The 20,470-nt window shown below is 69.5% G+C and carries 14 protein-coding genes; 2 read left to right on the forward strand and 12 right to left on the reverse strand.

Translation table 11 applies throughout. The features are described from left to right. Positions 1 to 77: 77 nt before the first annotated feature. Entirely contained in the window at positions 78 to 2,033 is a 1,956-nt protein-coding gene (locus WB794_RS00280; RefSeq protein ID WP_337333838.1) for an acetoacetate--CoA ligase, read from the forward strand. A gap of 681 nt (positions 2,034 to 2,714) precedes the next feature. Here the strand turns inward: WB794_RS00280 and WB794_RS00285 are convergent. Then, positions 2,715 to 3,971: an aminotransferase class I/II-fold pyridoxal phosphate-dependent enzyme gene (locus WB794_RS00285; protein ID WP_337333839.1), complete on the reverse strand. Its 1,257-nt coding sequence runs from the start codon at positions 3,969 to 3,971 to the stop codon at positions 2,715 to 2,717. Between the two features lie 203 nt (positions 3,972 to 4,174). Between WB794_RS00285 and WB794_RS00290 the strand changes: the two genes are divergently transcribed. Next, positions 4,175 to 4,720, forward strand: coding sequence for a DUF924 family protein (locus WB794_RS00290; protein WP_337333840.1), 546 nt, complete (start codon positions 4,175 to 4,177; stop codon positions 4,718 to 4,720). Between the two features lie 9 nt (positions 4,721 to 4,729). Here the strand turns inward: WB794_RS00290 and tkt are convergent, their stop codons facing one another. The 11 genes from tkt to WB794_RS00345 form a co-directional block, all read right to left on the reverse strand. Further along, positions 4,730 to 6,730: a transketolase gene (gene tkt, locus WB794_RS00295; RefSeq protein ID WP_337333841.1), complete on the reverse strand. Its 2,001-nt coding sequence runs from the start codon at positions 6,728 to 6,730 to the stop codon at positions 4,730 to 4,732. Between the two features lie 120 nt (positions 6,731 to 6,850). Next, positions 6,851 to 7,663, reverse strand: a complete 813-nt coding sequence (locus WB794_RS00300) for a prolipoprotein diacylglyceryl transferase family protein (RefSeq protein ID WP_337333842.1) — start codon at positions 7,661 to 7,663, stop codon at positions 6,851 to 6,853. A gap of 21 nt (positions 7,664 to 7,684) precedes the next feature. After that, positions 7,685 to 8,992, reverse strand: a complete 1,308-nt coding sequence (locus WB794_RS00305; protein ID WP_337333843.1) for a dicarboxylate/amino acid:cation symporter — start codon at positions 8,990 to 8,992, stop codon at positions 7,685 to 7,687. A 72-nt stretch (positions 8,993 to 9,064) separates the two neighbouring features. Continuing rightward, positions 9,065 to 10,741, reverse strand: coding sequence for a BatD family protein (locus tag WB794_RS00310; protein ID WP_337333844.1), 1,677 nt, complete (start codon positions 10,739 to 10,741; stop codon positions 9,065 to 9,067). Then, positions 10,738 to 12,609: a VWA domain-containing protein gene (locus tag WB794_RS00315; RefSeq protein WP_337333845.1), complete on the reverse strand. Its 1,872-nt coding sequence runs from the start codon at positions 12,607 to 12,609 to the stop codon at positions 10,738 to 10,740. Before WB794_RS00315 ends, WB794_RS00310 begins: the two co-directional genes overlap by 4 nt. After that, positions 12,606 to 13,589: a vWA domain-containing protein gene (locus WB794_RS00320; RefSeq protein ID WP_337333846.1), complete on the reverse strand. Its 984-nt coding sequence runs from the start codon at positions 13,587 to 13,589 to the stop codon at positions 12,606 to 12,608. Before WB794_RS00320 ends, WB794_RS00315 begins: the two co-directional genes overlap by 4 nt. Next, on the reverse strand, positions 13,582 to 14,061 hold the full coding sequence (locus WB794_RS00325; protein WP_337333847.1) for a DUF4381 domain-containing protein: 480 nt from the start codon (positions 14,059 to 14,061) through the stop codon (positions 13,582 to 13,584). The genes WB794_RS00320 and WB794_RS00325 overlap by 8 nt, the downstream gene beginning before the upstream one ends. Beyond that, a complete protein-coding gene (locus tag WB794_RS00330) occupies positions 14,058 to 15,017 on the reverse strand; it encodes a DUF58 domain-containing protein (protein ID WP_337333848.1) in 960 nt (319 codons plus the stop codon). The genes WB794_RS00325 and WB794_RS00330 overlap by 4 nt, the downstream gene beginning before the upstream one ends. A gap of 12 nt (positions 15,018 to 15,029) precedes the next feature. Continuing rightward, positions 15,030 to 16,034: an AAA family ATPase gene (locus WB794_RS00335; protein WP_337333849.1), complete on the reverse strand. Its 1,005-nt coding sequence runs from the start codon at positions 16,032 to 16,034 to the stop codon at positions 15,030 to 15,032. Between the two features lie 173 nt (positions 16,035 to 16,207). Continuing rightward, positions 16,208 to 17,365, reverse strand: coding sequence for an EAL domain-containing protein (locus tag WB794_RS00340; RefSeq protein WP_337333850.1), 1,158 nt, complete (start codon positions 17,363 to 17,365; stop codon positions 16,208 to 16,210). A 129-nt stretch (positions 17,366 to 17,494) separates the two neighbouring features. Next, a complete protein-coding gene (locus WB794_RS00345; RefSeq protein ID WP_337333851.1) occupies positions 17,495 to 20,440 on the reverse strand; it encodes a hypothetical protein in 2,946 nt (981 codons plus the stop codon). Between the last annotated feature and the right edge of the window lie 30 nt (positions 20,441 to 20,470).

Genomic DNA, 20,470 nt, shown 5'->3' on the forward strand with positions numbered 1-20,470 from the left:
GGCCTTGCCCCAAAGGACAACTGCCGCCGCCGGGACGCGGCACTAGAATGCGGGCAGGTCATTCATCGGTCCGCGTCATGTCCCAACCTCTCTGGATTCCCGGCGTCGAACGCATCGAGCGCGCCAACCTCTCGCGCTTCATCGCCCTGGTCCAGGCCGAAACCGGTGACGACAGCGTCACCGACTACCCCGGCCTCTACCGGTTTTCCATCGCCCACCCCGAGGCGTTCTGGTGCCTGGTATGGGACTTCTGCGGGATCGAGGCACAGGGCGAGCGCACACCGGTGCTGGTAGACGGCGACAAGATGCCCGGCGCGCGCTGGTTCCCGAACGTGCGGCTGAACTTCGCGCAGAACCTGCTTCGCTTCGACGACGACCGCGTGGCCCTGCTGTTCCGCGGCGAGAACGGTGCCACCGAGCGCATCACCTACGCCCAGCTGCGCCGCCGCGTCGCCGCGCTGGCCGCCGCCCTCGGGGCGCAGGGCGTGACCGTCGGCGACCGCGTCGCCGGCTTCATGCCGAACCTGCCCGACACCGTGGTCGCGATGCTGGCCACCGCCTCGCTCGGCGCGATCTGGTCGTCGTGTTCACCCGATTTCGGCGTCAACGGCGTGCTCGACCGCTTCGGCCAGATCCGCCCCAAGGTGCTGTTCACCGCGGCCAGTTACCAGTACGGCGGCAAGCGCCTGGACTGCCTGGAGAAAGTCGCCGGCTTCGCGCGCGAGATCGACTCCATCGAGCGCATCGTGGTGGTGCCCTACCTCGACCGCCCCGAGTCGCTCGAGGCGGTGCCGCGCGCGGTGAACCTGGGCGATTTCGTCGCGCCCTTTGCCGAGGCCGAGCTCGAATTCGTGTCCCTGCCCTTCGACCACCCGCTCTACATCATGTACAGCTCGGGCACCACAGGCGTGCCCAAGTGCATCGTGCACAGCGCCGGCGGCGCGCTGATCCAGCACCTGAAGGAACACGTGCTGCACGCCGACGTGAAGCGCGAGGACAACATCTTCTACTACACCACCTGCGGCTGGATGATGTGGAACTGGCTGGTCTCGGCGCTGGCGGTGGGCGCGACCGTGGTGCTGTACGACGGCAATCCGTCCTGGCCCGACGCCAACGCGCTGTGCAACCTGGCCGACGAATTCGGCATCAGCATCTTCGGCACCAGCGCCAAGTGGATCAGCGCGATCGAAAAGGCCGGCATCAGGCCGCGTGAAAGCCACAGGCTGCCCGCGCTCAAGACCATCCTCTCGACCGGCTCGCCGCTGGCCCCGGAGAGCTTCGATTACGTCTACCGCGACATCAAGGCCGACGTGCTGCTGTCATCGATTTCGGGCGGCACCGACATCATCAGCTGCTTCGCGCTGGGCGCGCCGATCCTGCCGGTGTGGCGCGGCGAGCTGCAGTGCCGCGGCCTCGGCCTCAAGGTGGAAATCCTCGACGACGACGGCCGGCCCGTGGTCGAACAGACCGGCGAGCTTGCCTGCAGCGCCCCGTTCCCGGTGATGCCCGTGGGCTTCTGGAACGATCCGGACGGGGCGAAATACCGCGCCGCCTACTTCGAAAACCAGCCCGGTATCTGGTGCCACGGCGACTTCGCCAAACTCACCGGACACGACGGCATCATCATCTACGGCCGCTCCGACGCCACCCTCAATCCCGGCGGCGTGCGCATCGGCACCGCGGAAATCTACCGTCAGGTCGAGCAGCTTCCGGAGATTCTGGAGAGCATCTGCATCGGCCAGGACTGGCAGGGCGACGTGCGCGTGGTGCTGTTCGTGCGCCTGCGCGAGGGCATCGTGCTGGATGACGCACTGCGCGAGCGCATCCGCAGGCAGATCCGCGCCAACACCACCCCGCGCCACGTGCCGGCGAAGATCGTGCAGGTGGCCGACATCCCGCGCACCATCTCCGGCAAGATCGTGGAGCTGGCGGTGCGCAACGTGGTGCACGGGCGTGCGGTGAAGAACACCGACGCGCTCGCCAATCCGCAGGCGCTGGCGCTGTATCGGGATTTGCCGGAGCTGGCGGAGTAGGGCTCGCGGACGATTTCTTTTAGCAAGCGACTCAGGCGATACGGCTTCTGTCGCTTCTTGATTGGGCGTGGCCGCAAGGTTTCGACCGCCTCAGCGGCGGCCGAATTACTTCTCTTTGCGTCGCCAAAGAGAAGTAACCAAGAGAAAGGCGACCCCAGCGGCCCGCCCGGAAGATGAAGCCTTCCGGGTACGTGAGCCGGTGCCGGGGTTTCCCGATGGCACATCCTGTGCCGCCGGGAAACGCGCGGGCATCGATGCCCGCGCCCCTGCGGGCTGATCCGGCACCACCTCACCGGGCCACATGGGGACCCCAAGAGCAGGAGCGTGCGGTCATCTCGCTGCCTGCCGGCCTTCGCTCTTGATCTACCGGGCCCCCTTGAACCGCGCCAAGTAGCGCAGGCGGCCGGCGGGGATAGGCGCGATTGTTCGAGGCCATGGATGGCCGAGTTCGCGCCGGCCGACGGGTGCCGAGCAACGCAGGGCACGACGCCTGCGCAGCAGGCGGCGCGCGGTGCCGGGGTGTCGTTTCTTTGGGTTACCTTTCTTTGGACAAGCAAAGAAAGGTAACTCGGCCGCCGCCGAGGCGGACGAAACCCTGCGAAAACATCCAAACCAGAAGCAAAAGAAGCCGCACGCGCCACGCGCCACGCGCCCATGAAAACACGGACCAGACGCGCGCGTTCACCCCTCCGCCGCGCGAACCAGCTCCACCGGCTGCCGCTCACAGCGCGCCAGCGCCGTCTCGATGCGCGCGAACACCTCGCGGATCTGCTCGGGCTGCGGCAGCAGCGTCACGCGGAAATGATTGCGGTAGGGCACGTTGAAGCTCGTGCCCGGCACGATCAGCACGCCCTCGTGGGTGAGGAGATCGAGCGCGAAGCGGTGGTCGTCGAACTCCGCAAAGCCGGTCGTGTCGATGCCGGGAAAGGCGTACAGCGCGCCCTGCGGTGCGTGCAGATGCAGGCGCGAACTGGCCTCGCAGGCCTCGATCACGGCGCGGCGCGCCTCGTACAGGCGGCCACCCGGCGCGGTGAGCGCGCTGATCGTGTCCGGCCCGGTGAGCGCGGCCAGTGCGGCCCACTGCGCCGGCACGTTGGCGCACAGGCGCAGCGCGCCGAGGAGATCGAGCGCGTGGTGGTAGTCGCCGCTGCGGATCGGATCGCCCGAAAGCACCGCCCAGCCGGCGCGATAGCCGCAGGCGCGATGCACCTTGGACAGTCCGCCGAAGGTGAGGCACGGCGCATCGCCCGCCAGCGGTGCCAGCGGCACGTACTGCGCGTCGTCGTAGACGATCTCGTCGTAGATCTCGTCCACCATCAGCAGCAGACGATGACGCTCCGCAATGTCGGCCAGCCGCTGCAGGGTTTCACGCGAGTACACCGCGCCGGACGGATTGTTCGGATTGATCAGCACCAGGGCACGGGTGCGCGGGGTGATGAGCGATTCGACCTGCTCCGGATCGGGCTGGAAGCCGTTTTCGGGCCGGCAGTCGTAATAGACCGGCACGCCATCGTTGAGGATCGTGGCCGCGCTCCAGAGCGGGTAGTCGGGGCTGGGCAGCAGCACCTCGTCGCCGGGATTGAGCAGGGCGCGCAGCGACATGTCGATCAGCTCGGAAACGCCGTTGCCCATGAACACGTGCGCCGGCGTCACTCCGCGTGCGCCGCGCGCCGCGTGCCTGGCGGCGATGACCTCGCGCAGTTCCGGCAGGCCCTGCTGGTGGCAGTAGGGATCGCTCTCGGCGACGTGTTCGGCGATGGCCTGTTGCAGGTGCTCGGGCGCGCGGAAGCCGAATGCGCCAGGGTTGCCGATGTTGAGCTTGATGAGCCTGCGCCCCTGCGCCTCCATGTCACGCGCTCGCCGCGCCAGTTCGCCGCGAATCTCGTAGCGGACCTGGGACAGGCGTTGGCGGGTGGCGATGGTGCGGGAGCTGGACATGGCTGGGCCGGAAGCAGAGGAAAGAAGGGACGCGACGCCTCCAGACTAGCGAAGAAGCGCGCGGGATTCCGGGCAATCCGCGGGCGTTTCGGCGCTTTCACGGGGCCGTGGGGCGGACAATATCGCGCGCCATGACGCATCGCAACAAAAGCGTCCGTCGGCACACTCGGCTACCCTGCCCGCATTCATGCCGGAGAGGTTCCATGCCCACCCTGCCCACGCCGAAGGCGGTCGTTGATTTCTGGCGCGAGGCCGGCCCGGAGGGCTGGTTCGGTCGTCGAACGGCCTTCGACGACCGCTTCCGGGAACGCTTCCTGGCCGCCCACATGGCGGCGGCGCGGCGCGAGCTGGACGACTGGATGGACAGCGCCGAGGGCGCGCTGGCGCTGATGGTGCTGCTCGACCAGTTCCCGCGAAACTGCTTTCGCGGCACCGCGCACATGTTCGCCACCGACGCGCTGGCGCTGAGCCTGGCGCGCACGGCGCTTGCGCGCGGCTACGACCGGGAAACCGAAGCCGCGCTGCGCCTCTTCCTGTATCTGCCCTTCGAGCACAGCGAGGTGCTGGAAAACCAGCACCGCGCGGTCGAACTGTGCACGCCGCTGGGCGCACCGTTCGACCAACACGCGCGCGTCCATCGGGACGTGATCGAACGCTTCGGCCGCTTTCCGCACCGCAACGCCGCCTTTGGCCGCGAGACCACGGCCGAGGAGCAGGCGTTCCTGGATGCGGGCGGGTTCGCGGGTTGACGCGAAGGCCTACAGCGCCTTGGCCGCCTCCACCACGCGCTCCACGGTAATGCCGAAGTGCTGGTACAGCGCATCGGCCGGGGCCGAGGCACCGAAGCTGTCGATGCCGATCACCGCGCCGTCCAGCCCGACGTACTTGCGCCAGAAATCGGTGACGCCGGCCTCGACCGCGACGCGCTTGCGGCACCACGCGGGCAGCACGCCTTCGCGCCACTCCAGCGGCTGGGCGTCGAACACGTTGGTGTTGGGCATCGACACCACGCGCGCCTTCACGCCCTGCGCATCGAGCCGGCGCGCGGCTTCCATCGCCAGTTCCACTTCCGAACCGGTGCCGATCAGGATCAGGTCGAACCGCGCCTCGGGCGGATCCAGCAGCACATAGCCGCCGCGCGCGATGTCGGCCACCTGTTCTTCGGTGCGGTGCTGGTGCGCCAGATTCTGGCGGCTGAAGACCAGCACGCTGGGGCCGTCGGCGCGCTGGATCGCGGCCTTCCACGCCACCGCGCTTTCCACCGCGTCGCACGGGCGCCAGAGCGAATTGCCGGGGATGTAGCGCAGGCTCGACAGGTGTTCGACCGGCTGGTGGGTGGGGCCGTCCTCGCCCAGGCCGATGGAGTCGTGGGTGAAGACGTGGATGGCGCGGGCAGGAATCAGCGCGCTCATGCGCAGCGCATTGCGCGAGTAGTCGGAGAACACCAGGAAAGTGGCGTCGTAGGGAATGAAGCCACCGTGCAGAGCCAGACCGTTGGCGATGGCGCTCATGCCGAACTCGCGCACGCCGTAGTAGACGTAGTTGGCGTCGGCATCGTCGCCCGCGGCGCTCTTGCTGCCCTTCCACAGGGTGAGGTTGGAGCCGGCGAGGTCGGCCGATCCGCCGATCAGTTCGGGCAGGCGCGGCGCGAAGGATTCGATCGCCATCTGCGAGGCCTTGCGCGAAGCCACCGTCGGGCCTTCGGCCTGCAAGCGCGCGATGTACGAATCGGCATGGGCAAGGAAATCGGCCGGCAGCTCGCCACGGATGCGGCGGGAAAACTCGGCGGCCAGTTCAGGGTAGGCGGCGGCGTAGCGCTCGAACCGCGCGCTCCAGTCCGCCTCGCGCGCGGCACCGGCGGCGCGCGCATCCCAGCCGGCGTAGATGTCGGCCGGAATCTCGAAGGCCGGGTGCGGCCAGTTCAGCGCCTGGCGCGTCGCGGCCAGCTCGTCCTTGCCCAGCGGCGCGCCGTGCGAGGACTCCTTGCCGGCCTTGTTGGGCGAGCCGAAGCCGATCGTGGTCTTGCAGCAGATCAGCGTCGGGCGCGCGGTTTCGGCCTGCGCGGTGCGGATCGCCTGGCCGATTTCCTCCGGATCATGACCATCGACGTTGCGGATCACCTGCCAGCCGTAGGCTTCGAAGCGCTGCGGCGTGTTGTCGGTGAACCAGCCGTGCACCTCGCCGTCGATGGAAATGTTGTTGTCGTCGTAGAGCGCGATCAGCTTGCCCAGGCCGAGCGTTCCGGCCAGCGAGCAGGCCTCGTGCGAGATACCTTCCATCAGGCAGCCGTCGCCCAGGAACACCCAGGTGTGGTGGTCGACGATGGCGTGGCCTTCGCGGTTGTAGCGCTGCGCCAGCAGCTTTTCCGCCAGCGCGAAACCGACCGCATTCGCCAGCCCCTGACCAAGCGGCCCGGTGGTGGTTTCCACGCCGGGGGTGGCGTGCGCCTCGGGATGGCCCGCGGTCCTGCTGTGGAGCTGGCGGAAGCGCTTGAGCTCGTCCAGCGGCAGGTCGTAGCCGGTCAGGTGCAGCAGCGCGTAGAGCAGCATCGAGCCGTGGCCGTTGGAGAGCACGAAGCGGTCGCGGTTGCACCAGGCCGGATTGGCCGGGTTGTGACTCAGGAAATCGCCCCACAGCACCTGCGCCATGTCGGCCATGCCCATCGGCATGCCGGGGTGGCCGCTGTTGGCGGCCTGCACCGCGTCGGCGGCAAGGAAACGGATGGCGTTGGCGAGATCGCGGCGGCGGGGCGTCGTCATGTCGGGCATTACCTGGGGGATGAGAGAAAGTCGCGGGCGCGGCGCGCCGGGTGCGCATTGTCCCACCGCCGATTCGCGTTGTCGCGCCGCAAGCTGCGCGCGCCGCCGCCGCGCGAGGGCCTATTCCACCCCGAAATGCCGCTGCAGGCGGTCGGCCAGCGCGGCGGCCGTGAGCTCTCCGACGTGGAGATCGCGCAGCACGCCGCGGCTGTCGTAGAACAGCGTGGTCGGCAGCACGCGGGCACCGGTGGCCTGCATGGTGCCGGATTCGGAATCGAGCAGGACATCGGGCGTTTCCAGCCCGCTGCGGCGCAGGTAGTCCTCCACGAGCTCCGGCGGATCGCCCTGATTCACCAGCAGGAAGCGCACCTGCGGCCAGCGCGTGCCGGCGCTGGCGAACATCGGCATCTCGCGCCGGCACGGTGGGCACCAGGTGGCCCAGAGGTTGATCACGATCGGCCGCGGATCGGCGTCTGGGATGCGCACCAAAGCGCCGTCGCGCGCGTGCAGCGACAGCGCCGGCAGCGGAATCGAATCGCGCTGGTGCGCATCGAGCGCGGAAGCCGCCATCCACCAGCCCGCCGTGCCGATGAGCAGGCCCGCGATGACCGGACCACGCAGCGCCGGCGCGCGGCGGCTGCGCCACCAGGCCGTCGCCAGCGCCACCGGCAGCCCGCTCCACCAGGCAAAGCCGCCGTCACCGATGGCGATGATCGACGCCGGCGCGGCGGCATACTCGGGCCACCAGCGCAGCACGTAGCCCAGCCTGGCGGCGAGCAGGCCCGCCAGCACGGCGTCCAGCAGCGGCCCGCCGGTACCCGCATCTTCGGCCAGCGCACGGCGGCGCGACAGGAGGTTGGCCGCGATCCAGGCCAGCAGCACGGCGGCGGCGGCGATGGCAACCCGCAGCGAGAACGGCCCGAACGAGGTCATGCGCGCACCCGGCCCAAAGCCTCAGGCAAGACGATTGCCGTCCATGTCGACATGGATCGGCTCCTCGTCACTCTCCCCGCGCGACACCACCACCGCGGCGACCAGGTCACCGCTGACGTTGAGCGTGGTGCGGCACATGTCGAGGAACCGGTCCACGCCCAGGATGATGCCGATGCCCTCCGGCGGCACGCCCACCATGCCGCAGATCATCGCGATCACCGGCAGCGAACCGGCGGGAACGCCGGCGGTGCCGATGCCGCCCAGGATGCACACCAGCATCACCACGAACTGCTGGGTGAGGCTCAGGTCCACGCCGAAGAACTGCGCGAGGAACAGCACCGTGACGCCTTCGAACAGCGCGGTGCCGTTCTGGTTGGCGGTGGCTCCGATGGTCAGCACGAAGCGCGACACCTTGCGCGGCAGCTTCAGCTCTTCCTCGGCCACCTTGAGCGCGGTGGGCAGGGTGGCGTTGCTGGAAGCGGTGGAGAAGGCCATCACCATGGCCTCCTGGATGCTGCGGAAGAACACGCGCGGCGACATGCCGCCGGCCACGCGCAGCACCAGCGGGTAGACCACGAACTGGTGGATCGCCAGCGCGCCCACCACCACCGCCACATACGCGCCCAGGCGGATCAGAAGCTCCCAGCCGAACAGCGCGGCGAGGTTGAACACCAGGCAGGCGACGGCCCAGGGCGCGAAGCGGATGACCAGATTGATCAGGGTCATCGCGATGTCGAACAGCCCTTGGACCACGCCCTTGACCCGCGCCGCGCCGGGCGTGTTGGTGAGCACCAGGCCGATGCCGAACATCAGTGCGAAGAACATCACCGCCAGGATGTCGTTGGATGCCGCCGCGCGAAACACGTTGTCCGGTACGATCTGCACCAGGAGCTGCATGCCGGTGCCGCTGGTCCGGGCGCTGTCCACGATGCCCTGGGCACGCCCCGCGCCCTCTTCCAGCAGGCGATTGGCCAGCTCCGGATCGACCCCGCCGCCCGGATTGAACACGTTGACCATGATCATGCCCAGCGCCACGGCGATGGACGACACGATCACGGTGTAGACCAGCGCCTTCCAGCCCACGCGCCCGAGCGAACGGATGTCGCCCATTTCCGCCACGCCCATCACCAGCGCCGAGAACAGCAGCGGGATCACCAGCATGAAAAGCAGCCGCAGGAAGATCTGTCCGACCGGCTGGGTGACGTAGGTCGTCAGCAGCTGGAGCCACTGCGTGTCAGCGGCAAAAAAGTGGACGATGAGGCCACCGAAGAGGCCCACGGCGAAACCGATCGCCATCTGGGTGTGGAGCGGAAGCTTCTTGCGTGCCATGCGCGAGGGTTCGGAACGGAAAGGGACCGATGGTACACCAGCGCGTTTTCCCTCCCGCCGTGCGCCGCGGGATCAGCGCGGCGGATAGAGCGGCGGCAGCGCGCCTTCGTCGGTGGCCATCGCGTTCGCCGCAGCGCGCAGCTCCGGCGAACGCGCAAAGGCCGCGCGCAGGCGGCCGACCATGCCGTCCTTTCCGTCGCCGCGATACAGCGCCCGATCCAGCGCCAGCACCGCCTCGCGCTGCTCGCCGTCAGCCAGGCGCGCGGCGAGGGACTCCAGATCGCGCGTTCCCGGCGCGATACGCAGCAGGGCGCGGCGCGCGCCAGCAAGATCATCACGGGCCAGCGCATGCGCCAGCTCCGGCCGCCACGAGGCCGACGCGCGCGACGTCGCAGCCGGCGCACTGCGGCCACGCTCGCGGCGCGCCTGCAACCACCACAGCAGCAGGGTCAAGGCCCAGGCCAGTGCGAAGAAAACCGCCAGCACCTGCCACAGCCGCATGAGATCGGGCCGCAGCGGATTGCTGGCGGCATGCGGAACGCCGGCCGCCGCCTCCGGTGCCGACGGCCTCTGCGGCGATGCGACGGGCGCAGGCAGCACCTCGACGCTGCGCGCGGGCAGGATGTTGCGCTGCGCGCGATCATCGCCGACGTTCCACCAGGCGATGCTGCGCTCGGGCAGCTCCAGCCGCCCCGCGCGCAGCGGCACGATGGCGAACTTGCGGCTGCGCACGCCGACCCGCTTGCCGTCGACCTCGCGCGTCTCGCGGGTCTCCTGATCGGGGTACACCTCGGCCCCGACGATCGCGGGCAGGGTCAGTTCGGGCAGCTGTTCGCTCGACAGGCCCTCGGCCTCCAGCGTCAGGGTCAATTCCAGCGCGTCGCCCACGCGCGCCTCCCGCGGCAGGCGCGACGCCGTATCGCTGAAGCGCAGCGCGCTCGCCGGCAGCCAGGGCGAGGGGGCGGCACTCGGCGCGGGACGCACATTGAGCGTGACCACCTCGCTGCCGACGCTGACCGGCGTGCCCTGGCTGAAGAAGCCGCCGGCCTGGCCGCCGCGCGCGAGCCGCCCGCGGAAGGTGATGCCGGCCACGCTGAGCGTGCCGCTGCGCTCGGGCGTCAGCGCATAGCGCCGCTCCACCACGTTGTAGGCGCGGCCCTGGACACCGCGCGTGTACTGCGCGTCCTGGCCAATGCGCTGCACCTGCAGTCCGTCGCCGGAAGGATCGGAGAGATCGCCACTTTGCAGCGCCACCGCGTAGAAGAGCCGCACCGTGTAGCCCACCTGCTGCTGCACGTAAGGTGCCGGCGTGTCGACCTCCACCTCCAGGAAAACGTCGTCGCCATCGGCCGCCGAGCCGCGCGCCATGGGGCGCACGGTAAGCTGGAGCGGAGCGGTCCGCTCGCCGCCGACGGGAATCGCGGGCAGATCGATGACGCCTTCGCGCAGCGGCTCCAGCGCAACCGCCCACAGATTGGTGCGCGCCATCGCGCCATTGATGAGCTGGATCTGGGTATTGCTGGACCGGCTGGTGATCCGGAAATCCTTTTCCAGCACGGAAAAGTCCGGCTCGCCGGTGCTGCCGCTCTCGACATTGAGCGTGACCGTTTCGCCCATGCTGACCGCGCTGCGATCGAGCCAGGCGCGCACCTCGGCACGCACGCCCTGGGCGCACAGCGCGGTCGCGAACAGCAGCAGCGTCGCCAGCAGCCGCGGCAGCACCGCAGGAACAGGCGTTTCACGAATCATCGACGTTCTCCTTCGCGCTGGCGGCGCTGAAGCTCAAGCTGGAACTTGCGGCGCAAGAGCCCACCCGGATCATCGGGGACGCGCTGCAGGAGGTGCTCCATCGCCTGCTGGCGCTCGGCCTCCTCGACGGTCAGCGGTGCCGGCTGGCCTTCGTCCGCGGGCGACTGCTCTTCGGCCGCAGACCGGTCCAGGGCCTGCTGCATCTCCTGCGCGTAGCGTTCGGCATCCTCGCCGGCCTTGCCCGCCTCGTCTTCGCCGGCCTCGGACCCGTCGGAGCCATCGCGCGCCTTGCGCTCGGCCTCCGACGCCTCGTCCTGCGCGCCGGATTTCGTTTCCGGCTCGCCGTCCGGCGGCGCATCGGACTCCTGCGATGAAGGCGGACCGTCCTCGTCCGGTTCGTCCCCGGAGGCATTGTCCTGCCCGCTTCCGTCCGATGATGGTTTGCCGCTGTCCTGCCCATCCTGAGGGGAATCCTGCGGCGAGGATTGTTCCTGTCGCTGGCGCAACCATTCTTCGAGCGCCTTGCGGTTGGCCGCCGCATCGGGAAAGTCGGGCTGCAGGGCGAGTGCGCGCGCATAGGCATCGAGCGCCTCCTCGTAGCGCCCGGCCCCGACCAGTGCGTTGCCCAGGTTGTAGCTGCCGGTGGCGTCATCACGGCGGGCGAAGGCCTCTGTCGCGGCGGCATAGTCTTCGGCGCGATACGCGGCCGCACCGCGCAGTGCGGGATCGCGCGCAAGTGCCTGTGCCGCCTTGGCATCGCCCTCTTGCAGCGCCTCCCAGGCGCGCTGGTCGGGCCGCTGCCAGAGGTCGCGCCACTCCAGCGCCTGGGCCGGCGCGACGGGCAGCGCGATCATGAGCGCGACAACCGCCAGCCAGCCGCGTCGAAACGCCAGCGCGGCGAGCGGCAGCAGCGCCAGCAGCAGCCAAGGTCCTTCGTCGCGCCAGCCGAGGTGGGAGCGCGCGCCCTCTTCGATCCGGGTGGTCGCATCGACGCGCGCCGCGGTGACGCCGAGCCGATCCAGATCCATCGCATCGACGGTCAGCTCGGCATAGCGTCCACCGCCGAGGCGCGCGAGCTGTTCAAGCGAGCTGGCGTCGAGCCGCGGAATCAGGATCGCCCCGGCGTCATCCTGCAGGAACCCGCCGCGCGCGCGCGGCACCGGCGCGCCCTGCGCCGTGCCCACGCCCAGCACCGAGACGCGCAGGCCCGCATCGCGCGCCGCGCGCGCCGCATTGCTCGCACGCCCGTCGACCTGATCGGTGAACAGCAGCAGGTCGCCGCCGGGTTCGCCGGCATCGCGCAGCAGGCGCAGCGCCAGCTCGATGGCGCGATCGGCGCGCTGGCCGGGCAGCGGCATGACATCGGGCGACAGCGCGGCCGCCAGATCGCCGAGCGAGGCGGCATCGTCGGTCAGGGGGGCGACGGTGAAGGCGTCGCCGGCATAGCCGATCAGGGCGGTCTGGCCTTCGCCGCGGCGCGCCAGCAGGTCGGCCAGCTTGAAGCGCAGCCGCGACATGCGGTCGGGCTTGAGGTCGGTGGCGTGCATCCGCTCCGACAGATCCACCGCCAGGATCAGCGGGGCCTGCAGCTGCACTACCGGGCGAGCCTCCTGCCGGAACGACGGGCCGGCCAGCGCCAGCACCAGGAGCACGAATCCGGCCGCAGCCAGCCAGGGCATCGCGCCGGAGCGCAGCACGCCGGCCGATTCCTGCACCAGATACGGCAACAGGGCGGGGTCGCAGATGCGCCGCCACGGATCGGCGCGACGCGCCTGCCGCCGCCCGTACCACGCCAGCACCGGCAGCAGCGCCAGCGCCAGCAGCCAGGCCGGGCGCAGGAAATGGAAGTCGGCCAGCCATGCGCTCATGCGGCCGATCCTTCGCGCGCACGCTGCGGCCATCGAATCAGCGACAGCAGCGCCAGCACCAACGCGGCACCGGCGGGCCAGGGATACAGCTCGCTCGCCAGGCGCACCTGCTCGGCGCTGTGCTCGATCTGTTCGAGCCGATCCAGCTCGGCATAGATTCCAGCCAGCTCGGCGGTATCGCGAGCGCGGAAGAAGCGGCCGCCGGTGGCATCGGCGATGGTGCGCAAGGTGGCCTCATCGATTTCCGCCGAGGGCAGCATCATTCCGAACGGTCCGCGCTGCGCATCGGCGCCGAAGGCGATGGTGTAGACGCGCACCCGATGCGCCTGCGCCAGTTCGGCCGCCTGCGCCGGCTGCAGGGCACCGGCGTTGTTGGCACCGTCGGTCAGGAGGATCACCACGCGCTGCTGCGCCGGGCGCTCGCGCAGGCGCTTGACCGCAAGCCCGAGGGCATCGCCGATGGCGGTTTCGCGCCCGGCCAGACCTACCGCGCTGGTTTCGAGCTGGTGGCGCACGCTCTGCCGGTCGAAGGTGAGCGGCGTGACCTGATAGGCCTGCTGTCCGAACAGGATCAGGCCGAGGCGGTCGCCGGCGCGGCGCTCGATGAAGTCGTTCAATACGCGTTTGACGGCGGTGAGGCGATCCACGCTGCGCCCGCCGATCCGCATGTCCTCGGCCGCCATGCTGCCGGAAACGTCGACCGCCAGCATCAGGTCGCGGCCGGTGCGCGGCGGCGCAACGGGTTCCTCCACCCACTGCGGCCGCATCGCTGCCACGCACAGCGCCAGATAGGCCAGCGCCGGCAGCCAGAGCCGTCCCGACAGCACGCCGCTGCGGCGTTCGCCCGCCAGCCCGACCAGCTCGGCATAGAACGGCACCCGCAGCGCCGCGCCGCCGCGCTCGCGGGCGCGCGGCAGCCGCCGCGCCAGCAGCGGCAGCAGCGCGGCGGCCAGCGCCCAGGGCCAGGCGAACTCAAACACGGCGCGCCTCCGCCCAGCGCGGCAGGGTCCGCTGCACCAGCGCGCGAAGGCGTTCGGCGTCCTGCGGATCCACCTCGCGGCGATAGGGCACCTCGAGCAGGAGGCGACCGCCGCCTTCGGAAAACGGACGCGCCGGATCGTCTCCGTCGAGGAAATGGAGCCAGGCTTCGCCCTGCCGCGAAGCTACGCCCGCATCAGTGAGCACGGCCACCCGGCGCAGGAATACCGACAGCGCGGCGGCGTGTGCCGCAGGCGACTGCAAATGCGGGTGACGAGCCTCGATCGCGGCGAGTTCGTCGGCCAGCTGCCTGCGCCAGGCGCGCCGCTGTCCCTGCCGCCACAGCCACCGGGATGCGAGGATCAACAGCAGCAGTGCCAGCACGGCCAGCGCCCACCAGCCCGGCGCCGGCGGCCACCAGCCCGGCGCGGCGGGCAGGTGAATGTCCTGCAGCACCAGTCCCTCGGGCATCATGCCGCCGACTCCTGCCTGGCTCCCAGCTCCGTGGCACCGCGCAGCAGCGCCGCCAGCGCGTCGACCGGATCGGCCTCCGTGACCACCCGGCTGACCCGCACGCCGGCCCGCCGCAGGCGTTCGATGGCCGCCTCGCGCTGCACGGTGAAGTGTTCCTGCCAGCGCGCCCGGGCCTGACGCGACTCCAGGTACAGGTGGCCCGTCCGCTGCCCGTCGCTGACGCGATAGTCGCCCGCCGGCAGGGCCGCGCACTCGATCGCATCCTCGATGAGGCAGGCGGCGAGATCGTGGTGCGCGCGCAGGCGAGCCAGCGCTGCGGCGCTCGCGTCGTCGACGCTGCGTGCATCCAGCAGCAGCAGCACCTGGCTGCCCGGCCGCAGGATGCGGCGCAGTGCATCCACGCCGCGCGCCAGCTCGGCGGCCGCCGCTTCCGAGGTCTGCATGCCACGTTGCGGCTGCCAGCGCACCAGGGCATCGAGCGCGCGCAGCACGCCGCGACGCCCGCCGGTCGGCGGCACGAATTCGACACCGGAGCCGCCGGCGGCGGCCGCAAGGCGGTGCCCCTGCTGCATCGAATGCCACAGCATGAGCGCCGCCAGCCGTCCGGCCTGCACCGATTTGAAGCAGGTTCGCGTGCCGAAGGCCATGGCCGCGCTGCGGTCGTAAACCACGGCGGTGATGCGCTCGCGCTCGGGCTGGAAAAGTTTCGTGTGGGTGCGCCCGCTGCGGGCCGTGACGCGCCAGTCGATGTGGCGCACGTCGTCGCCCGGCGCATAGGGCCGTGATTCGGCGTACTCCATGCCGCGACCGCGGAACGGTGACTGATGTCCGCCGGAAAAGAGATCGGCGCTGCGGCGCTGCGTCATGCGCGCCAGGCGCGGCACGCACGCGCGCAGCGCAACCAGTTCGCGCAGATCGAATCGCACGCCGGGGATGGACGGGTTTGCGGAATCCATGCCGATGCGTGATCAGGGGACCGGAACGCAGTCGAGCAGGCGATCGATCACCGCATCACTGCTCGTGCCGTCGGCCTCGGCTTCGAACGACAGCAGGACGCGATGACGCAGCACGTCGTGGGCCACGGCGTGGACGTCCTGCGGGGCCACATAGTCGCGCCCGGCGAGCCAGGCGTGCGCACGCGCGCAGCGCTCCAGCGAGATCGTCCCGCGCGGGCTGGCGCCAAAGGCGATGCGGCGCGCGAGCGCGGCGTCGTAGGGCGCGGCGTCGCGGGTCCCCAGCACCAGTTCGATGAGGTAGCGCTCCACCTCCGGCGAGACGTGCACGTCGAGCACGGACTGGCGAGCGGCGAAGATGTCCTGCACGGGAATCCGCGCAACTGGCTCGTTCTGATCCCGCGCGCCTGCGCTTCGCTGCGCCTGCTCCCGGGCCAGCGCGAGGATGCGCTGCTCCGCATCGGCCTTCGGATAACCGATGCGCACATGCATGAGAAAGCGGTCGAGCTGCGCCTCGGGCAGCGGGTAGGTGCCCTCCTGCTCGATCGGGTTTTGCGTGGCCATCACCAGGAACAGCGCCGGCAGCGGATAGGTGACGCGCCCGACCGTGATCTGGCGCTCGCCCATGGCTTCCAGCAGGGCCGACTGCACTTTGGCCGGAGCGCGGTTGATCTCGTCGGCGAGCACGAGGTTGTGGAAGATCGGCCCGGGCTGGAATTCGAAGCGCCCCTCCTGCGGCCGATAGATGTCGGTACCGGTCAGGTCGGAGGGAAGCAGGTCCGGGGTGAACTGGATGCGGTGGAAATCCGCCTCGATGCGCGCCGCCAATTCCTTGATCGCCGTGGTCTTGGCCAGACCCGGCGCGCCTTCCACGAGGAGGTGCCCGTCTGCAAGCAGGGCGATGAGCAGGCGCTCCACCAGCTCGGGCTGCCCGACGATGCGCGCGGCGAGGTGGTCGCGCAGCCGGGAAAACGTGTCTTGCAGCGCGGTGGCGTCCGCGCGTTCGGTGAATCCATCCATGAGAGTGTCCGTTGCCGAGGCGAGTCCGAGGGGCGGAGCGCCGCTTGGACAGCGGCGCGTGGCGAAGGTTCGGATTCTAGTGCGGCGCGGCGCATTGTCGCGCCCTCGCATGCCCGAGGCGCCCTCGCATGCCCGAGGTGCGCGTGCGTGACCTGCGACGGCGTCGGATCGGGCTAGGCCGCGCCCTGCGCCTGCAGCGCCCGGGCGAGCGGCTCGGGCTTTCCGATCAGGTAGCCCTGTGCGTAGCGCACGCCCAGCCGGCGCAGGGTCTGCAGCTGCTCGGGCGTCTCGACCCCTTCGGCGAGCGCGTCGGCGCCGGTGGCGCGCACCAGCCCGACGATGGCATCCAGCATCATCGCCGCCCTGCTCGAACCTTCCACGCCGCGCAGGAAAGCCTGGTCGATTTTCACGGTATCAAAGGCCAGTGCGCTCAGATGGCTGAGGTTGGAGAACCCGGTGCCGAAGTCGTCGAGCGCGACCCGGATTCCGGCGGCACGGCAGGCGTCCAGCACCTCGGCCGTGTGCGGATAGTCGAGCACCTGGCTCTCGGTGATCTCCAGCTTCACGGCGCTGGCCGGCAGGGCTGCATCCCCGAGGCGCTCGAGCAGGGACTGGATGAGGTCGGCCTCGCGCAGCTGCCGTGCGGATACGTTGATGGAAAGGAAGGGAAGCTGCGCCATGCCTCTGGATCGCATCGTCACGAGCGCAGAGATGGCTTCCTGCAGCATGAATTGCCCGACCGGGACGATCAGCGAGGTCTCTTCGGCCAGCGTGATGAATTCGAGCGGCGAGATCGGGCCACGCTCGGGATGGTCCCAGCGGATCAGCGCCTCGTAGCCGGCGATCTTGCCAGTCGGGATGTCGAGCAGCGGCTGCAGGTGCATCTGCAGGCGTCCGCCGTCCAGCGCCTCGCGCAGCTGGGACTCGAGGCGAATCTTGGCCACGGCGGCGGCGTCATCCGTACCCAGGCTCTGGTCCGGTGCCGCCCCACCTTGCAGCGTTGCGAGCGCAGCACGGTAGCGCTTGATTTGACCCCCGAGCAGAGCGCGGACGATCGGGTCGGTCTGCGCGATGCGCTCGGCCAGGTGGCCACGGTCGATGACCAGAAGTGCGGTGTCTTCCAGCGCCACCGCCGTCGCGGTGCGCGGCGCGTTGTCGATCAGCGCCATTTCGCCGACCAGATCACCGGGGCCCAGATCCGCCAATGTCACGGCGCTGTCGGTACCGCGCAGCGAAACGCGAATGCGCCCGCGCTCGACGAGGTAGGCCACATCGCCAGCGTCGTGCTCCTGGAAGAGCACCTCACCTGCCTGCAGCTGCCTTCGCGCCATGCCTTGCTCCAAGCTGCACGCGGCACCTCGCCGCGTACAGCGTGCCCGAAATTCCGATGCCCGGCAGCCTGCACGGGCCGGAAACGACAGTGGGATGGTTTCCCATCCCACTGTCCTTGCAACGATACCTCAGGGGCCCCAGCTTGCCGTGCAGGCCCGTGGCCCGTCCATCTGGACCGTGGCCTGCGGCGGGACGCCCGGGGCACAGGTGCCGGACCAGCCACCGAAGACCGCACCTGCGGGCCCAGTGGTATTGAGGACCACCGGCGTGCCTTGGTCGAAGTCGATCGTGCAGCTCACGGTCAGCGCGGTGCCGCTGGTCGCATTGGTGCAGGCACCACCGCCCGGAGCCGTGGTGACCGTGTAGGAGCCGGACGGCGCGCCGGCCGCGACCGTGATTGTCACGGTCAGAGTCTGCTGGACGACGGGCGGGACGTCCGGTGCCGGGCAGCCCGGAATCGGCGGGCTGGTGCCCAGGGTGCACAGATCGCGACCTTCCAGTGTCACCACGGCCTGGGCCGAGCCATCCGCGGTTTCGAAGGTGCACTCGCCGCTGCCCGCCGCGCCAACTTGATTGAGGTTGAGCGCATCGATCACGGCCGTCGTCTTGCCGGCGCTGTTGGTGATGCCCGGGCCGGACATGATGCTGACCGAGGCACCGCCGCTGCTTTCGCAGGAGCCGCGAATCTGGAAGCCCGGCTGCGGCACGCCGTTCGCGTCGAGCAGGGTGAGGGTGACCGTACCACCGCTGGTCATCGCGCTCGGGTTGGCCATCAGCACCAGCGGAGAGAAGGTGAAGGTGACTTCGCCGGACGCGCCCGCTGCCGTGAACACGAGCTTGGGCTCGCCGTCGCCTTCCAGCATGCCGCTGGTCTGGACTTGGGCAACGGTGCAGCCCGAGCCGAAATCGGTCAGGTTGGCAACGGTGCCGCCGCCGGCCACGCCATCGACCTTGCCGCTGCCGATCAGATCCTGGAATGCGAAGCCGATGGGGATGCCGCCCATGGGTGCCGACAAGGCATCGTACAGGCAGACCGTCACGTTGCTGGTCGTGTTGGCCGGCAGCACGTTCGGGCTGACCACCAGCTGCGCCGGAGCCACGCCCGCAAAGTAGGCGAACTCCACGTCGGCCACCTTGCGCGGCGAAGCGCCGGCCTGGTCCATCGCGCGGTCACCCTGTGCCCAGACGATGGCCTGCTTGCCGATTTTGCTGACCGGGTAGTTGAGCTTGGTGGTCGCCACGCCGATCTGGTTGGTCTGTGCGGTAGCCACGATGTTGCCGTCGGCCGCGCGACCGACGACGTAGGGCAGGATGCCGCCATAGTCGACGTTGCTGCCGGTGGTGTCGTTGAGATTGAAGCGGTAGTCGACGCTCAGGCTGGTCTCGCTGTTGACCCGATCGACGGTGCGCGCGCTTTCGAGCTCGCGGTTGCCGATCACTTCCTCGCCGAAGACCACCAGCGTGTCGCCAGGACCCACACCGCCACCGGCGGTGCGGAAGGCGCCGGTCACCGCGGTAAACAGCTTGCCGCCCTCTTCCGGATTGCCGTCGCCGCCGGCGATGTGGAAGTCGCCGGTACCGGTGGCCTGCGGTTCGTCGATGAGCCCGAAGCGGATTTCGGTGCCCGGCAGGACCGGGTTGCCGAGGCGATCCGTTGCAATCACCGCCACGGTCACGCTGTAGGTGCCATCCGGGCTCACCGGGATCGTGAGGTCACCGTACTCGGTGACTTCGATGTCGCCACCGCTCGGATTGACCGTCAGCGCGTTCACGATCGGCTGGGTGATTTCCAGATCGTAGAGACGGCCGTCCGAGACCACGACCGAGCGCTCGACCTTGACCGGATCGCTGATGCCGTTGTCGACATTGTTGTCGGCACGGTCCGCGGTGAGCCTGACGATGTAGGACGCCGCATCGCTGCCGCCGATGAACGTGGCACCGCCGATGCCTGCCGTGGTGCGAAGGTTGATCTTGGTGCCGGTGACCGTGGCACCACTCGCATCGATGCCGCGCAGGCGCGCGCTGATCGGTGAAGCGGTTCCGAGGATCTCCAGCTGGTAGTTGTTGAAGGCCGTGGCACCGGCCACAGGATCGGGCACCGGCTGGCCGATCGGATCGCCCACTTCGATGTGGAGCTGACCGCTGTTGTTGCCGCCGGACTGCTCGACGTAGAGCGCGTTCGACGGGCCGACCAGCGCAAGCTGCGCAGGCAGCGGCGGGAAAGTCTCGACAATCCGGAAGTCCAGCGTGGAGCTGATCGACTGACCGGTGACGTCGTCCTGGGTGGTGACGGTCAAGGTGGTGGTGCCGGTGAAGTTGAGCGAGTGGACGAAGATGGTGGCCTTGCCCGCAGTCACGTCGACCGGTGCCTGGCCCATGCGGATGTAGAACTCGCAGCCCTTGAAGTTGTCTTCCATGTCGCAGTCGGTTTCCGGGTCATCCAGCGTGGTGAATCCGCCGGTATTGCCGACCGGGTTGATCGACACCTGGATGCCGTCCACCTTGTTGACCGGCTGGCCGTTGCCGTCCTTCACGGTAACCGTCACCTCGGCCATGTAGGGCGAGCCCATGAAGGGAAGCACCTCGAACCGGTTCACCGGAAGCTGGGTACGGGTCGCAGCCAGCTTCAGGCGCTCGTCCATGCCGGGCTGGATGGTGATCTTGAGCGCGGTACTGGCGCTGCTGCCGGAGTCATTGACCGAGAAGGTCAGGTTGGCCTCGCCACCGGTTCCGGTCGCGGTGAAGCGGAAATTGGCCAGGCCGCCGGTCGTCTGCGCGGAAGCCCCACCCAGCGCCGTCCCGACGACAGCCTGCAGCGATCCCGATCCGGCCGGGGAGACGGTGCCGCTGACGATCGTGCCGTCCGCCACGTTGTTGCCGTTGCTGAAGGCCACCTTCACCGTGACGTCGAGATGGCCTCCGGGCCCGACGGTGGTCGCCGTCGGGGTGGCCGTGACCCGGAGCTGCGCCGGCTGGAACGCCGAATCGCCGCCGCTGGTTCCCCCGCCACAGGCGGCCAGCAGCGACACGGCGGTCACCAGCAAAAGACTTTTCAGGATGGATGCAAATTTCATGGGTAGTCTCCGCGAACCGGGTCGCTTCCT

It is taken from the genome of Denitratimonas tolerans (assembly GCF_037203605.1).
In the GTDB taxonomy this organism is placed as follows: Bacteria; Pseudomonadota; Gammaproteobacteria; order Xanthomonadales; family Xanthomonadaceae; genus Denitratimonas; species Denitratimonas tolerans.

Excerpts from the sequence above, each read along its gene's own strand:
- WB794_RS00280 (WP_337333838.1), top strand. The coding sequence starts at position 78 with ATGTCCCAACCTCTCTGGATTCCCGGCGTCGAACGCATCGAGCGCGCC.
- WB794_RS00285 (WP_337333839.1), bottom strand. The coding sequence starts at position 3,971 with ATGTCCAGCTCCCGCACCATCGCCACCCGCCAACGCCTGTCCCAGGTC.
- WB794_RS00290 (WP_337333840.1), top strand. The coding sequence starts at position 4,175 with ATGCCCACCCTGCCCACGCCGAAGGCGGTCGTTGATTTCTGGCGCGAG.
- tkt (WP_337333841.1), bottom strand. The coding sequence starts at position 6,730 with ATGACGACGCCCCGCCGCCGCGATCTCGCCAACGCCATCCGTTTCCTT.
- WB794_RS00300 (WP_337333842.1), bottom strand. The coding sequence starts at position 7,663 with ATGACCTCGTTCGGGCCGTTCTCGCTGCGGGTTGCCATCGCCGCCGCC.
- WB794_RS00305 (WP_337333843.1), bottom strand. The coding sequence starts at position 8,992 with ATGGCACGCAAGAAGCTTCCGCTCCACACCCAGATGGCGATCGGTTTC.
- WB794_RS00310 (WP_337333844.1), bottom strand. The coding sequence starts at position 10,741 with ATGATTCGTGAAACGCCTGTTCCTGCGGTGCTGCCGCGGCTGCTGGCG.
- WB794_RS00315 (WP_337333845.1), bottom strand. The coding sequence starts at position 12,609 with ATGAGCGCATGGCTGGCCGACTTCCATTTCCTGCGCCCGGCCTGGCTG.
- WB794_RS00325 (WP_337333847.1), bottom strand. The coding sequence starts at position 14,061 with ATGATGCCCGAGGGACTGGTGCTGCAGGACATTCACCTGCCCGCCGCG.
- WB794_RS00330 (WP_337333848.1), bottom strand. The coding sequence starts at position 15,017 with ATGGATTCCGCAAACCCGTCCATCCCCGGCGTGCGATTCGATCTGCGC.
- WB794_RS00335 (WP_337333849.1), bottom strand. The coding sequence starts at position 16,034 with ATGGATGGATTCACCGAACGCGCGGACGCCACCGCGCTGCAAGACACG.
- WB794_RS00340 (WP_337333850.1), bottom strand. The coding sequence starts at position 17,365 with ATGGCGCGAAGGCAGCTGCAGGCAGGTGAGGTGCTCTTCCAGGAGCAC.
- WB794_RS00345 (WP_337333851.1), bottom strand. The coding sequence starts at position 20,440 with ATGAAATTTGCATCCATCCTGAAAAGTCTTTTGCTGGTGACCGCCGTG.